We start from the raw sequence: 12,683 nt of genomic DNA, 5'->3' as shown, positions 1-12,683 counted from the left end.
TCGGTCGTTTTCTTAATGGAAAACCTTACGAGGCAGCTATGAAATTGCAGTAGTAGCTTTGATTTATGGAAAATGGTTTACATTTATGATAATATAAAAGCATCGTATTGTTAACCATGATTTTTTAAAAAGTTTACAATCTGCTTTTTTTGTGTAATAATTGTTTTTGCAAATTTGAATGATAGAACATCTTTCCGGTAACACTTATTGGGCTTGCAAGCAATAGATGATGGGTGCAGGCTGAAGTAAAACGTTTGATTATCATGATAAAACAAATAAATTGAAAAGAGAGATCTAAACCATGTTAAGGTTGAGAGAAATCAAAAATAAGATACTTGCCGGTACATTAATTTCAAAGGACGAGGCTTTGGAAATATGCGAAGCGCCACTTCATGAACTCTGCATAGCAGCAAACGCAATTCGGGAGCATTTTTGCGGAAATACTTTTGACATATGCACCATTATCAACGGCAAAAGCGGAAAATGCTCTGAAAACTGTAAGTATTGTGCGCAGTCCTCTTTTTACCAAACTGCCACGGAGGAATATACGTTGCTTGGCACGGACGTTATCGTGGAGCGGGCAAAATACAACCAGGACCGTGGTGTTCTGCGGTATTCTATCGTAACGTCCGGCAAAAGATTGTCAGATACTGAGGTAGATCAGATGTGTGACAGCATCCGTGCCATTCGCAAAATATCTAATATTGCTATTTGTGCCTCTTTTGGGCTTTTGGATGAAACGCAGTTTGCAAAGTTAAAAGCAGCAGGTGTTACAAGAATTCACAACAATCTTGAAACATCACGTAGAAACTTTCCCAATGTTTGCACAACCCATACCTACGACGATAAAATTGCTGCAATATGTGCAGCACAGCGGGTAGGGTTGAATGTTTGCAGCGGTGGGATTATGGGGATTGGTGAGACTATGGAAGATAGAATCGACATGGCGTTGAATCTTCGTGAACTGGCTGTCCGGTCCATCCCTGTCAACATGCTTAACCCCATTCCGGGTACGCCCTATGAAAACAACAGGCTATTAACTAACGAAGAAATGTGCCGCATTGTTGCGGTGTTCCGTTTATTAATACCTAATGCATTTATTCGACTTGCAGGCGGAAGAGGACTTCTTTCTGATAAAGGGAGGCAGTGCTTTTTGTCTGGCGCCAATGCAGCGATTTCCGGCGATATGCTGACGACGGCAGGTATTACCATTGAGCAAGACATGAAGATGTTAGATGAATTGGGATATAAGGCTGTGTTGTGGAATGAGTAAAGGTCTTTTTGTCACAGCAACCGGTACGGATGTAGGCAAGACATTTGTGACTGCACAAACGAAGAGAAAATTGACAAAGCAGTGGATATTTGTGCAAGCTCTATTTCAGTAATTATTGATAGATAGTGGACTTTCACCATATAATGCAAACGTTATCTATTAAATGAACAAACTATTAGGAGAAATTTTATGGAAATAAATGATATTTTTGAACAGATGGTATGCCAATATGATACAGAGGATAGAGTGAACTGATGAAAGGTAAAACGATATGAGTGGCACAGAAGAAGAGATCCGGCGCCGGCTATTCGAGCTGCGGGATCTGAAATACAAAGAGTTTGCGTGCAAACTCATGCCGACGGTGAATCCGGAAACCGTGATCGGCGTCCGCACGCCGGACCTGCGGAAGCTCGCCCGGGAGTTTTCCAAAACGCCGGAGGCTTCGGAGTTTCTCAAAATCCTGCCGCACGCGTATTATGAAGAAAATAACCTGCACGGCTTGTTGATTGAAACGATCAGGGATTATGATGCCGCCGTTGCCGCCGTTGACGAGTTTCTGCCGTATATAGACAACTGGGCAACCTGTGATCTGATTTCACCGAAGATATTTAAAAAGCATCTACCCAAGCTCTATGAAAAAATCAAAGTCTGGCTGATATCCGGCCGGACCTATACGGTGCGCTTCGGGATCGGAATGCTGATGAGCTTCTATCTCGATGACGATTTCCGGCCGGAGATGCTTGAGCTTGTGGCGTGTATACGGTTGGAAGAATATTATGTAAACATGATGATCGCCTGGTATTTCGCAACGGCATTGGCCAAGCAGTACGAAGCTGCTTTGCCGTACATTCAGGAACAACGTTTGGAGAAGTGGACGCATAACAAAGCTATCCAGAAAGCGATTGAGAGCTATCGGATCGGCGACGAAGCAAAGGCGTATTTGCGGAAGCTGAAAGTAAAATAAGGCCGGGATTCCAAATAACTGCGACGGAAACCTATTTATTTAAGGGTTTCTTTTAGGACAAACCGGCCAAAAAAAACAATAAAGGCCGGTGTTGCCGATGTGATCAGAGCACCTGTATGGGCATCAGAAAGTTTGGTGCCAATAAATTGAAAAGAGATAGAGACAAAATAACCGATAAAGCCAATCCAGCTCAAGTAATTTTACCACATCTTGCGCTGGCGTGTTCAATGGGGGACGGCGGCGATGGGGCGTAAGTATGGCTAATTAATTATCCAGCAGCGCCAGCACATCGGGAAAATGCTCCAGGGCTTTGCGCAAAATGTCCAGCACATAGGCTACTCCGTAATTGACCATCGGTACTGGCGGCCATCATGCGGGATAATATTTCCACCGGTTAATCAGGCAGGCGCTGCAGTGGACTATCAGCTTGTAGCTCTCCAGGTCGGAGGGCATCTCTATGCCACTGGACCAGTGGAAATCAGTCAAACAACCAATTTTTCAAAAAACTATATTCTTAAAGTGTATTTTTTATTTTATTGAAGGAAATTAGGACCATTTGGCGAATTAACGCATTAGCAACTAGTGCCAGCATCCTCGTGAATGCTGGCATTTGTTTTTTATCGACAAAAGATAAAATTTCCTTTAGTTAGTTTATATATTCAATTAATGTTTATAACTGGAAGTTGGATAAATAGCATTTAGGAGTCTGTTTAATTATGTATGATATAAAAAAATTTAATGATTTTGCGGTCCATTTATTAGACAATCAGACTTCTTTTCTACATATCAATTTGGCTGATTCACATAGCTTTTATAGAGGTTTATTTGATTACTTTTTTGAAGAAAGTCGATTATTGAGATATGCTGAAAATAAAACCAATTTGCATTTCGAGCCTACTGTAAAAAATTATGTTACATTATTCAAACACTTGGGACTATATATTGACGATTTTAATATACAGCAGGTGCCTGCATCTATTGAAAAGGAAGTGCTCCGTATTCTTTCGGATGAGTACGAATTGGAGGATGCCGGTAACGGTCAGCTTAAAGTCCGATTAGACAAAATGGGTAAAATAGGAGAATACATATTCTGCAATTTGCTTTCTGAATATTTCGGGTTTGATTGCATTATTCCCAAGGTACATTTGACAACTGATCCCAATATGAATGTCTATGGTATCGATACTTTGTTTTACTCTCGTGAGAGCGATATGATTTTGTTTGGAGAATCTAAACTCAGCAAATCATTATCCAATGGTATAGGATTGATTAACAAATCTCTGATAACATATGAGAAACAAATTAAAGACGAATTCTCCTTAATGCTTAGTAATAGGTTTTTTAAAAACAACATGGGCATCTTCGGTGATAAATATGCTGACGTTGTTGAATTATGCCTTTCTATTGAGAACTTTATAGAAAAAGCAGATGTAAAAAAGATTGGTATCCCAATTTTTATTGCACATGGAACAAATATCACACCAGACGAAATTTTCGACAAATTAAACAAGATCCAAAAGACTACTATTTTAGGACTAGAAACAATTTATGTTATAATTTCCCTGCCAATTTTTGATAAGAGTAAGATGATTAGCGTCTTTACGCAAGGTATAGCAGAAAGGAGGGTATATTATGAACGCGAAGCAACAAAGTAATGACCCTCAAATTTTAAGAGAACACTACATCCGATTTTTAGACGCAGCACCAAATCCAACACAAAAAGCACGAGAACTAGCGGACGACTTGTTTGCATTGGATCTGACTGTATATTCTAATACTTACACCTTGGATTCTGTCCTCTATGCAGCTTTTGCAGAATCAGTTTTAGACGATGGGGTTGCTATGCACCCTGAACAAATCCAAATACTTAATCAAATCAAGGAAAACGATGCTCTAATTGTTAGTGCTCCTACCAGCTTTGGAAAAACTTTTTGTATTTTCGAGTACATTGCTCGTTATTTACCACAAAATATTGTCCTCATTGTTCCTACATTAGCTTTGGTTGATGAATACGTTAAGCGAGTAATAAAAAGGTATCAGACCTTATTTTCAAGATATAAGATTCATACACACATTGATGAAGATAGAAGTTATGACTTTGACCAGAACAATATATTCATTATTACACATGACAGAGTAGTGCAGGAAAGATCTTATGCAGTGATTGAGAAAATTGATTTTTTAGTTATTGACGAGGTGTATAAGCTGGAAACTGATCCACAAAATGACAGGGTTTTGGTTTTAAACATGGCGTACTATCATTTGGCTCAAAAAGCCCAAAAATATGTTTTATTGGCACCATTTATAAAATCGGTAGAAGATATTGAGCAGCTCGAAAAGCGTCCTGCATTTTATAACACCACATATTCTCCGGTTGTTAATGATGTCAAAACGCTTAAGATATTAAGACATGATGATAGGTATCCTGAGTGTCAAAGATTATTAAAATTTTTTCCGTTTAATGAAAAAACCTTAATCTATTTTCCAACAGTGGCAGGCATTTATAAATATGTTAATGACTATATTGCTAAAGAACCAATAATAGATGTGCTTGATGAGTCTGTGAAGTTCTTTCTTGAGTGGGCAAGGGAAGAAATTCATGAGGACTGGTGTGTAATCAAGGCTATGGAAAGAGGTTATTTAATTCACAATGGACAAATCCCAATTGGAACAAGATTGTTCCAATTGGATTTTTATGAGAGTAGTGACGTATATAACCGTTTGCTTTGTACCTCCACGTTGCTCGAAGGTGTAAATACAACTTCCAAGAATATAATTATAACGAAGCCATCCAGAATGTCTGACAAGAACGACAATAACGCAGATTTTACTGCATTTGATTTCTATAATTTGGTCGGTAGAACAGGTAGACTAAACAAACATTTTATTGGAACTGCATACTACTTAAAAGCTCCAACTGATCCAGAGTATAATAAAATCGATGCAATTAAAAGTATTAAGTTTGAATTAACCGATGAAAGCAAGGATATAGACATTCAAAAAGGTAATATAGCTGATCACCCAGATGTAATTACCTTTCTTAAAACACTAGGAATTACCCTTAATGATTACCTTTTAAATATTGGTAGTCGCCCAAGATTCGAAACAGTAAAAGCAATTTATTACCGTTATCAAGATAGTAAAAAAGAGTTGCTTCAAGAACTTCAAGCATTCTTAAATGATTCCCGACATGGAAGATTGAATTTGGTGAAGTGCCTATACTATATCATCGAAGGAGTCCGCAATAATTACAGAGCAAATATTGTTAATAGTCTATTGAACAGAAGTCGCCCTAAAATTAAAACAGTTGTAGATAACACAAAAAAGTATTTTGCATTACAAGGGATAGATAACATAATTTTTACAACAATAAGTATTAAAATGAGCTATATCGAACATCAGTTATATGCTAAGGTAATACTTATTAGATATTTTATGGAAATTGAAAGTGTCAAAAATTCTTTGATTGATGTTTTAAATAACAAAGTAATAGATGCTATTGAGTATCTATACTTTTCGACCTCTAAGCAAAAAAAGATGTTGCTTGATTTAGGGATTTATGAACGTGACATTGATACAATAATACAAATTGTGGGCAACGATTTCGAGGATACATTCGAACTAAAAAAGCGATTGCAAGCCAACTTTGATAAACTACAAAAAATTAGTTTTATTTCAAGATATATAATACGCAAATTGATATAAAAAAATTCAATAAAACAAAGTCTGTTTATTTCTCAAAAATGTAGCATAAACTTTATGTTATCCATATAATGTGATATTGCAATTAAGTGACTAAAAGTGGATATCCTATTGTAAAAACCCCCTAATCTAGCAGTAATTATAAATACACCACTAAAAAAGCATTAATATTAACACTATAATCAAAGGGAATATTGCTAACTTTTAACTTCTGAAAAGGCATGATTTATTAATGGAAAGAACGTTGCTGGAATTATTGCTTTTGACATTTGTCATTCATTTGATAGATACTCTGGCTTATTCGGTTAGATTGAACTCAGTTAAAAGCGGGCAAGTAGCCTTGTCGTTTTCTCTTTTTAACGTATTCGTTCTAATTTCCCGAACCGCCAATACATTTCAGGCCCCACTCATCGGGGGTATCATAGGAACAAGTATTTTACATGGCCTAGATCCCCTTGGCGATATGCGTAAAGTAATTTTTGCCTCAACAATAGGTACGTTAGCTGGGACATTACTTATCCCAACTTTTCTTAGGGTATTTGAAGTGGCTGTTAGGCGATTAGAGGTAAATGGTTCTGTTCCATCCCTGGTCGTAGAAGCATTGCAGGTAAACAATATCAGGCAAATTGTAAGGCGTGCTGCCAGACCTTCAAAGAAAATGCTGGAAAGGCTGAGATATCGGGAAATCCCCAAAAGATTACTTATTATAAACGCCCTGGTTACGGGAATTTATACCATAGGTGTCCTTGCTGCCAATTATTCAGCGTTATTGGTTGCCGAGCAGCATCGTTTAGCGGCTGCAGGATCATCGGGCATGATTAACGGAGTGGCTGCGATTCTGCTGACCTTATTCATTGACCCAAAGTCCGCAATTATTACGGATCAGGCGCTAAGGGAAAAAAGACCGTACGAGGATGTAAAAGCCCTGGTAGTCTTACTCATCACAACTAAAATCATAGGAACATTATTAGGACAGGTGATATTTTTGCCGGCTGCAAAAATCATAGCAAGTTTTTATAACTAATCACTTTCATTTATACACACCTTACTAGCCTAAGAAATGCTGTCTGCAATAAAAAATAATTGGCTATCTGTGTTTTTGACGTTGGTTGTGCTGATGGCAAGGATATTAGTATAGATGGCTAACCGCCATAATACTGAGAGAAAACCGCTTTGGGATACTGTAAATATATGAGAACTATAGCGAGGTCAGCTCGTTAATTTAAGAGGAAATAACAATATGAATATTAAACGTCCACAAATATCAAAAGAACTCATTCAGATTGATGATTTTTCTTCCTATGCTCAGAACTTCTTATTAGAACAATTGCCAATATTGGGTATTAAAATTTGTGAAGAACAAATTGAAGGGGCAGGATTTTTTAAAATAGATATCCGAAAGAGCATTTTTGAGAAGTGCACTTTTCATAATTGCAACTTTGAAAAAGCAAGTTTTGTTGATGTTGTATTTCAATCTTGCGATTTGTCAAACAGTAAATTTACAGGAGTCTATTTTGAACGATGCCGGTTTGTATCCTGTAAATGTATTGGCGTAGATATGAGCGATACGGTTGTAAAGCAAATAACTTTTGAGCAATCAAATTTTCAGTTTTCATATTTCGATAAAACGAAAATGACTGATGTCTTATTTGATCACATTGATTTTACTGAATCGTCTATGGTTGAAGCAAAGCTAAAAAGATTTGTTGCAGAGGATTCAATATTTGTGAAGAATAACTTTTTCAAAACGATGTTGGCAGCAGTAGATTTTACCAATAATGAGTTTGTTGCACCAATGGTATCCACTCCTCCCATTGAGCTTAAAGGAGCTATTATCAATATGTTTCAAGAAGCAAATTTGATTAGCCTTTGGGGTGTTGTTGTTAAGTAGTAATGAAATGGTTTTGCTAACCCGTCATCCCCTAATTATAATAATCAATCATCCTGCCAAGCATATCAAGATATGATTCTTTTTATAAATAACAATTGAGCAAGGTGCATTTAGAAAAGCGAAAGCCACCAGGTTTCAGGCATTGATTACTGAAATGGCCGGTGGCTTATTTTGCATTGGGGGTCTTAACCTGGCTGCTGATCTTCCTATTTAGCTCCAGTATCTTTATAAGAGGTGGCCTTATAATAAGAGAGAGGGGATTTCCATTTTTAGTATGGAATGTCCCTTTTATTATCCTACGTCGCATCCTCACTTCTTTCAAACTAGCTTCCTAAAACGTGTTTTCTTTCCCCCAAGGTGAATTTTGACCACAGGCAAAAGCAGGAATCTCAATTAAAAAACATAATCCCCCACAATATAAATCAACTAAAAAAGACCGTAACTTTTTGCATTGTTAATTACTTAATCATTATAAACAGGCACACCTGCGCGGGGATGGATTATGTTTGGAACTGAGTTTGGAAAACGAGTTGGATTTGATTGAAAAGGCCGGATCAGACCCGAATGCTTTCTTAATTCTTTATGAGCACTACTTGCCGCAACTATACCGGTATTCGTACTTACCGTACAAAGAGCAAGCAGGAAGTAGATTATGTGTTCTCCTATACATTCTTGAATGCTATGGAAAATAGGTTAAATTAAACATTTACACATTACTATCTCGAGGAAAGGGATCAATATGGTTTTATTAAGTGCTGAAAACCATTACCAAAAAGATGCGTTTACCTCAATGAACTGGCTGAAAAAAGACAAAAAATATTCTAGTTATAGTGAAACTTTTTATGCTAAATGGTTTATTAGATAGTTAGAAGCCCAAAGGGGGTACAGAGGTGGACAGTAACGGGGAGCACAATTTAATCATCCGCTGTCGTGCAGGTGACGAAGAGGCCTGGCGTATGTTGCTGGCCCGATACGAAGCTTACGTATACCGTTTGTGTTATCGGATCGCCGGCTCGCGGGAGGAAGCCCTGGACCTCACCCAGGAGGCACTGATGAAAGTGTTGACGGGACTGGGCAAGTTTCAGCCGGGGTTACCCTTCAAGCCCTGGCTTAGGCAGGTGACTGTAAATGCCTGTTTGAACCATCTGAGGCGGCATGCCCCCAAGACTGTCTCCCTGGAGCAGCCCGTTACCGAAGAAATTGTGCTGGGAGATACCCTTGCCGGAAGTAGTGACGGGCCGGAGGATGTGGTGCAGTGGCGGGATGCCCGGGAAATAATTCAACAAGAAATGAGCCGACTTCCCCATCAGCAGCGGCTGGTGCTGGTGTTGAGGCACCAGGAGGGGCTTAGCTATGAGGATATAGCGGCAACCACCGACCTGCCCCTGGGTACGGTAAAGACCTATCTTTTTAGGGCCCGGCGGCAGCTGCGGCGCAAACTTGCCGGTGTTTATGGATGGGAGTGATAGTATTAATGTGCAATACAGAAGTGCTGCAATCTTTTCTGGATGGCGAACTGGAACCGGCTGAAGCGGATGCTGTTCGCCTCCACCTTGCCGGCTGTCCCGATTGCCGGCAGGAATTATCCCGGCTGAGACTACTTTGGCTGGAACTGGAACTGGAAAAGGATGAGGAAATTGAAATACCAATGGAACTGCCTTTTATTCGCCAGCAGGCGATAGCCAGCACCAGGGTGGACAGACCAAGGGCAGGGGAATCAAAGGGAACCGGTTTGTGGGATGCTCAAAGATTGGCTTGGCAGCCGGCCCTAACCGGAGTATCGCTAATTCCGGGTTCGCGCCAGTTGATGCGCTTGGCCAAGGCCACCGGCAGCGGGTTGCCCACCGTTATCCGGGGTGTTTCATCCCTTTGGGGGACGATAGCAAGTAGGAGGCGTGACCGTTCTTGAGTGGATGGACAGTTTTGATCATTATCCTGGTTTTGCTGCCTGGGGTTCTGTTAAGTGTTCCGCTAACCTTCAAAGCTGGTGGGTACCTGGGGGCGGAGGACCGGCGCCTGGGGTTGAGGATGGCCTGGGGGTGGCGGCTGGTTGATGCCGACATGGAAATCAAGGGCAGAAAGCCAACCTTCCGGTTTCGTATTGCCGGGATGGCAATGCCCGGGCCCCGTAAAAAGGCGGGAAAAATAAAAGGGGCTAAAGATCAAAAGGTAAAAAACGCCGGGAAAACCGGGGGTGAGCCTAAAAAACACGGGCTCGATTTCTCCGCCATCAACGCAGTGCTTAACAGGCAAGTGCTGGCTGTTGTTTTGGGTTATCTAAAGAATCTTATAAAATCATTTCGCCTGCAGTTACGGTTAAAGGGAGTCTACGGCACTGATGACCCGGCCGTAACCGGCATGATAGCCGGCTTAATTGCCGTGCTGCGGGCCGAGCGTATTATCCTTGACCTGGATACTAATTTTAGCGGTCCCATCCTGGATGTGGCCGGTGAAACATCAGGCCGGGTTGTTCCCATTGTAATCCTGTGGTACACCATCCGCCTTATGATGGCCAAACCGGTGCGGAGGGTTTGGTGGGCACAGTTAATAAAAAAAATTATCAGAAAAAAAACCAAGGAGGGTGCACAATATGTTTAAGGAAGATATAGAATCTCTGGTATCCCGGTTGGAAAATCTTATCTCCACTAAAACCATCATTGGTGAGCCCATTATCAGTGGCAACACCACCATTATCCCCATCGTAACCGCTTCCGTAGGGTTTGGTTTGGGCAGTGGTGAGGGGCAGGATGGGGCGAGTCAGGGGGGTAAAGGTACCGGCGCGGGGGCCGGCATGAAACTATCCCCCACGGCGCTGCTCATCATTCAAGGGGATAATGTGCAGGTGTATTCCTTAACCAAGAAGGGCAGTCTGGCCAAGCTGGCTGAAACCATCCCCGATGTTATTAAAAAGTTTAAATCCAATGAGAAGGATGAGCAGTAGCTGTTGTAATGTGCTTTCTATTGTCAAGACACATTTTTTACAAGCTTTGACGCCTTTAATTGCGTGATGTTTTAGTCCATTATTGCTGTGCGAAAGTTGAGTTATAAGCAATAATTGAACAAAGTGCATTTAGCACAGCGAAAGCCACCGGCTTCCAGGCATCGATTGCTAAAATGGCCGGTGGCTTATTTGGCAATGGGGGTTTTAATTATCCAGCAGTGCCAGTACATCGGGAAAAGGTTCCAGGGCTCTGCGCAAAAATAACAATTATTACCCCGTAATTAACCATCGGCACTCCTGCGGCACTGGCGGCCATCATGCGGGATAACATTTCCCGCCGGTTGATCATGCAGGCGCCGCAGTGGACTATCAGCTTGTAGCTCTCCAGGTCGGAGGGCATCTCGATGCCGCTGGACCAGTGGAAATCAAGCTCGCCGCCCAAAGACTGGCGCAGCCAGTTTAATGAGGGACTGTCCTTTTGGGGTAGATGTTGGGAATGGCGCAGGCCGGACCCAACATCTACCTGATCAGTACAGGTTTTTATGTGGTATCAAAAATTCTCTTGGCCGTGTGGCTGGGTTTGTTCAGAAAAGTGATATTTCATTATAGCGATTTGGCAACTGGTTCCATGTCTGACCGTCCAAAATTCGCCCGGCGGCTTTTTTATTAAATCCACCCCACTGCTTAAAGAAAAACGGTACTCCGGCATCTTGGCATTGGTCTCGTAAACTCCGCGCCCAATCCGGGTGCATTGGCCTTGCACCGGGGCCAGATTCGCCACCAGCTATAACCCAATCAACGCCTTTACAAGGGAAATCAGGTAAATCGCTTAATAATGGTTCAGCAGAAATAAATTTTATTTTAGCTGGTGTTTGTCGTAGGTCGTGAATTCTATTAATAACAGCTTGATTTTCCACTGTTACTCCCATCCAAATATTATTGGGCCATGGGAGCATTGGCGCTAATTCTATCATACGCTTATTTCGCTTAGTCAGTACCTGAAAAATATGATGATCTGCGTTAACCATTGTATTAAAAACGGCCTTAATAAACTCGAACGGAATTTCCTCATGAAATAAATCACTCATTGAATTCACAAAAATCATGCGAGGCTTTTTCCATTTTAACGGGAGGCTAACTAAATCGCGATGAAGAGTTACGTTAAAACCGTTTTTATAACGGGGGTTGCCCATGGCATGTAAGCGTTTTGCGAGTCGCTCTGCATAACAATTTTTGCAACCCTGGCTTATTTTTGAACACCCTGTTACAGGGTTCCAGGTTGCCTCTGTCCACTCTATTTTTGAGTTAACCGCCATTACATTCATCCTTTTAATATATGTTGTGCAATTTTTAAAGCGACTTTAGAACCTTTAGGATTGGCTGCAGCAAAACAGAATAAATACAGTGGATTGTTTCTAGAATTATAAAGTAATCTTGGGTTTTCTGCCACGCCCGGGAAAACTATTTTCAGTCTTTTAATAATATATTTCGCAATTGAATCAAAGGTGGCTACCTTATTAACTGTCTCCAAATCTTCAAAAAGTCTTTTTTCTTTAGTCTTTTTATAAAATGCGTCGTACCAATCTATTGCTCCAAAGATGCGGTTAAGCTTATCTTTTTGGGTTTTTTCAATATTCCCGTCTGTTTTAAGCAATCTATTTACTCCAACACCTAAGGGGAAAAGGTACCATAAATCAATTGCTCTTGTCTTAGCTATAGCTTCAATAGTATTCCATTCTATCTGCATGCCATATGGATCCATTCGTTCTTGATAAGCAGGAAGGACTTAAGAAATTGCTCAGGGGTTGGTAGGACTCTGTTGAAAAGAAAAACGTGATTGATGTTAAATTGGAGTTTTCGGGATGAAGCGGGCATAGCGAAATAAGCAATATTATGCTGTAGCATAAATTAT

General features: G+C 40.6%; 14 protein-coding genes and 1 pseudogene. 10 read left to right on the top strand and 5 right to left on the bottom strand.

Annotated features, from left to right (window positions below; all coding sequences use genetic code 11):
* The first annotated feature begins 301 nt into the window (after positions 1-301).
* On the top strand, positions 302-1,273 hold the full coding sequence (gene bioB / locus DESGI_RS14795; protein ID WP_006520651.1) for a biotin synthase BioB: 972 nt from the start codon (positions 302-304) through the stop codon (positions 1,271-1,273).
* Positions 1,274-1,544: 271 nt separating this feature from the next.
* Entirely contained in the window at positions 1,545-2,237 is a 693-nt protein-coding gene (locus DESGI_RS14790; protein WP_006520652.1) for a DNA alkylation repair protein, read from the top strand.
* 35 nt (positions 2,238-2,272) lie between these two features.
* Here the strand turns inward: DESGI_RS14790 and DESGI_RS23935 are convergent, their stop codons facing one another.
* Together DESGI_RS23935 and DESGI_RS25760 are read right to left on the bottom strand one after the other, a co-directional pair.
* Positions 2,273-2,431, bottom strand: coding sequence for an EamA family transporter (locus DESGI_RS23935; RefSeq protein WP_207638333.1), 159 nt, complete (start codon positions 2,429-2,431; stop codon positions 2,273-2,275).
* 175 nt (positions 2,432-2,606) lie between these two features.
* A complete protein-coding gene (locus tag DESGI_RS25760) occupies positions 2,607-2,723 on the bottom strand; it encodes a hypothetical protein (RefSeq protein WP_281168049.1) in 117 nt (38 codons plus the stop codon).
* A gap of 230 nt (positions 2,724-2,953) precedes the next feature.
* On the opposite strand from DESGI_RS25760, the gene DESGI_RS14785 reads away from it, so the two are divergent.
* The 8 genes from DESGI_RS14785 to DESGI_RS14750 all read left to right on the top strand — a co-directional run bounded on the left by DESGI_RS14785 (position 2,954) and on the right by DESGI_RS14750 (position 10,771).
* Positions 2,954-3,892 carry a Hachiman antiphage defense system protein HamA gene (locus DESGI_RS14785; protein WP_006520653.1) on the top strand — a complete coding sequence of 313 codons (939 nt, stop codon included), beginning with the start codon at positions 2,954-2,956 and terminating at the stop codon, positions 3,890-3,892.
* Entirely contained in the window at positions 3,870-5,942 is a 2,073-nt protein-coding gene (locus DESGI_RS14780; RefSeq protein WP_006520654.1) for a DEAD/DEAH box helicase, read from the top strand. Before DESGI_RS14785 ends, DESGI_RS14780 begins: the two co-directional genes overlap by 23 nt.
* 229 nt (positions 5,943-6,171) lie before the next feature.
* Complete coding sequence (locus DESGI_RS14775; RefSeq protein ID WP_006520655.1) at positions 6,172-6,963, top strand: lipid II flippase Amj family protein; 792 nt, start codon at positions 6,172-6,174, stop codon at positions 6,961-6,963.
* A 216-nt stretch (positions 6,964-7,179) separates the two neighbouring features.
* The gene (locus DESGI_RS14770) at positions 7,180-7,830 is read left to right on the top strand and encodes a pentapeptide repeat-containing protein (RefSeq protein WP_006520656.1); all 651 of its coding nucleotides are present in this window, start codon (positions 7,180-7,182) and stop codon (positions 7,828-7,830) included.
* 890 nt (positions 7,831-8,720) lie between these two features.
* Positions 8,721-9,296, top strand: coding sequence for an RNA polymerase sigma factor (locus DESGI_RS14765; protein ID WP_006520657.1), 576 nt, complete (start codon positions 8,721-8,723; stop codon positions 9,294-9,296).
* 8 nt (positions 9,297-9,304) lie between these two features.
* On the top strand, positions 9,305-9,739 hold the full coding sequence (locus DESGI_RS23190) for a zf-HC2 domain-containing protein (RefSeq protein ID WP_006520658.1): 435 nt from the start codon (positions 9,305-9,307) through the stop codon (positions 9,737-9,739).
* Entirely contained in the window at positions 9,736-10,428 is a 693-nt protein-coding gene (locus DESGI_RS14755) for a hypothetical protein (protein WP_006520659.1), read from the top strand. The genes DESGI_RS23190 and DESGI_RS14755 overlap by 4 nt, the downstream gene beginning before the upstream one ends.
* Entirely contained in the window at positions 10,421-10,771 is a 351-nt protein-coding gene (locus DESGI_RS14750; RefSeq protein ID WP_006520660.1) for a GerW family sporulation protein, read from the top strand. Before DESGI_RS14755 ends, DESGI_RS14750 begins: the two co-directional genes overlap by 8 nt.
* A gap of 204 nt (positions 10,772-10,975) precedes the next feature.
* Here DESGI_RS14750 and DESGI_RS14745 read toward each other — a convergent pair.
* From DESGI_RS14745 to tcmP, 3 genes and pseudogenes are all read right to left on the bottom strand, one after another.
* Positions 10,976-11,228 (bottom strand): annotated as a pseudogene (locus DESGI_RS14745) ([FeFe] hydrogenase H-cluster maturation GTPase HydF); the annotation flags it as partial.
* Between the two features lie 127 nt (positions 11,229-11,355).
* Positions 11,356-12,087: a DUF5131 family protein gene (locus DESGI_RS14740; RefSeq protein WP_006520661.1), complete on the bottom strand. Its 732-nt coding sequence runs from the start codon at positions 12,085-12,087 to the stop codon at positions 11,356-11,358.
* 5 nt (positions 12,088-12,092) lie between these two features.
* Complete coding sequence (gene tcmP, locus DESGI_RS14735; protein WP_041284920.1) at positions 12,093-12,533, bottom strand: three-Cys-motif partner protein TcmP; 441 nt, start codon at positions 12,531-12,533, stop codon at positions 12,093-12,095.
* Positions 12,534-12,683 lie beyond the last annotated feature (150 nt).

It is taken from the genome of Desulfoscipio gibsoniae DSM 7213 (genome assembly GCF_000233715.2).
In the GTDB taxonomy this organism is placed as follows: domain Bacteria; phylum Bacillota; class Desulfotomaculia; order Desulfotomaculales; family Desulfallaceae; genus Sporotomaculum; species Sporotomaculum gibsoniae.
Note: the sequence above shows the minus strand (reverse complement) of the source record. Positions and strands in the feature narration are given on the sequence as shown.